Annotated in this window: 3 protein-coding genes; all 3 read right to left on the reverse strand. The window is 45.9% G+C overall.

The window, feature by feature from the left end; all coding sequences use genetic code 11:
* Positions 1 to 549, reverse strand: a 549-nt coding sequence (aac(6')-Ib, locus tag ACOTYN_RS26165) for an AAC(6')-Ib family aminoglycoside 6'-N-acetyltransferase (protein ID WP_169572937.1), incomplete at its 3' end; no start/stop codon positions are given.
* A gap of 126 nt (positions 550 to 675) precedes the next feature.
* A complete protein-coding gene (gene qacG2, locus ACOTYN_RS26170) occupies positions 676 to 1,008 on the reverse strand; it encodes a quaternary ammonium compound efflux SMR transporter QacG2 (RefSeq protein ID WP_015063357.1) in 333 nt (110 codons plus the stop codon).
* Between the two features lie 231 nt (positions 1,009 to 1,239).
* Entirely contained in the window at positions 1,240 to 1,980 is a 741-nt protein-coding gene (locus tag ACOTYN_RS26175; protein WP_015060105.1) for a subclass B1 metallo-beta-lactamase IMP-4, read from the reverse strand.
* Positions 1,981 to 2,055: the final 75 nt, after the last annotated feature.

Here is a 2,055-nt window from a genome sequence, read left to right on the forward strand (position 1 = left end):
ATCACTGCGTGTTCGCTCGAATGCCTGGCGTGTTTGAACCATGTACACGGCTGGACCATCTGGGGTGGTTACGGTACCTTGCCTCTCAAACCCCGCTTTCTCGTAGCATCGGATCGCTCGCAAGTTGCTCGGCGACGGGTCCGTTTGGATCTTGGTGACCTCGGGATCATTGAACAGCAACTCAACCAGAGCTCGAACCAGCTTGGTTCCCAAGCCTTTGCCCAGTTGTGATGCATTCGCCAGTGACTGGTCTATTCCGCGTACTCCTGGATCGGTTTCTTCTTCCCACCATCCGTCCCCGCTTCCAAGAGCAACGTACGACTGGGCATACCCAATCGGCTCTCCATTCAGCATTGCAATGTATGGAGTGACGGACTCTTGCGCTAAAACGCTTGGCAAGTACTGTTCCTGTACGTCAGCAAGTGTCGGGCGTGCTTCTTCTCCGCCCCACCACTCGACGATATGAGATCGATTTAGCCACTCATAGAGCATCGCAAGGTCATGCTCAGTCATGAGGCGCAGTGTGACGGAATCGTTGCTGTTGGTCACGATGCTGTACTTTGTGATGCCTAACGTTTGACGTGAGGGGCCGCCGTAGCGGCGAAGCCGCGAAGGGAACCCGCAAGCGCAGCTTGTGGGCGGTCCCTCTCGACGGAATGGTTAGATGCGACCGTTTTAGTGAACACTTGCCTTAGATAGCAAGTTGAGCACAGCAACGCCGCTGATAATGAAGCCGACACCAACAAATCCCCACATATCTAGTTTTTGACCATGCAAAACCCATGCAATCGCAGTGACCAAGACGATCCCGAGGCCCGACCAAACTGCGTAGGCGATTCCAACAGGAATCGATTTGAGTGTCAGCGACAGGAAATAAAAAGCAGCAGCGTATCCCGCTACGACGATAAAAGACGGTACTAACCTAGTAAAGCCCTCACTAGACTTGAGCGCAGAGGTTGCAATGACCTCAAAAATAATGGACGTAGCCAGAAATAACCAATTTTTCAAAATATTTATCCATGGAGTTCCGCGAATAAATTTTAGGTTCGATTTAAGAAAAAAAACAGTCTTGTTGCTGGCCGAAATTTGTGCGCACAGCAAAGCATCTAACGCCGAGTTCAGCGGCAGTTTTTAAGTTGTGGTTTTATGGAATATTTTTGCGAAGCAAAACCATAAAACCGCGACTTAAAAACTGTCCAGTGCGCGCAGCGCACGATGCTGCAACGACTTGTTAGAAATTTAGTTGCTTAGTTTTGATGGTTTTTTACTTTCGTTTAACCCTTTAACCGCCTGCTCTAATGTAAGTTTCAAGAGTGATGCGTCTCCAGCTTCACTGTGACTTGGAACAACCAGTTTTGCCTTACCATATTTGGATATTAATAATTTAGCGGACTTTGGCCAAGCTTCTAAATTTGCGTCACCCAAATTACCTAGACCGTACGGTTTAATAAAACAACCACCGAATAATATTTTCCTTTCAGGCAGCCAAACTACTAGGTTATCTGGAGTGTGTCCTGGGCCTGGATAAAAAACTTCAATTTTATTTTTAACTAGCCAATAGTTAACCCCGCCAAATGAATTTTTAGCTTGAACCTTACCGTCTTTTTTAAGCAGCTCATTAGTTAATTCAGACGCATACGTGGGGATGGATTGAGAATTAAGCCACTCTATTCCGCCCGTGCTGTCACTATGAAAATGAGAGGAAATACTGCCTTTTATTTTATAGCCACGTTCCACAAACCAAGTGACTAACTTTTCAGTATCTTTAGCCGTAAATGGAGTGTCAATTAGATAAGCTTCAGCATCTACAAGAACAACCAAACCATGTTTAGGAACAACGCCCCACCCGTTAACTTCTTCAAACGAAGTATGAACATAAACGCCTTCATCAAGTTTTTCAATTTTTAAATCTGGCAAAGGCTCTGCTGCGGTAGCAATGCTACAAAACAAAAATATAAAGAATACAGATAACTTGCTCATACTTTCCCTTTTCTAACTTTGTTTTAGGGCGACTGCCCTGCTGCGTAACATCGTTGCTGCTCCATAACATCAAAC

Origin of the sequence: Enterobacter cloacae complex sp. IR5458 (assembly GCF_049238025.1) — a bacterium.
Lineage (GTDB): Bacteria > Pseudomonadota > Gammaproteobacteria > Enterobacterales > Enterobacteriaceae > Enterobacter > Enterobacter kobei.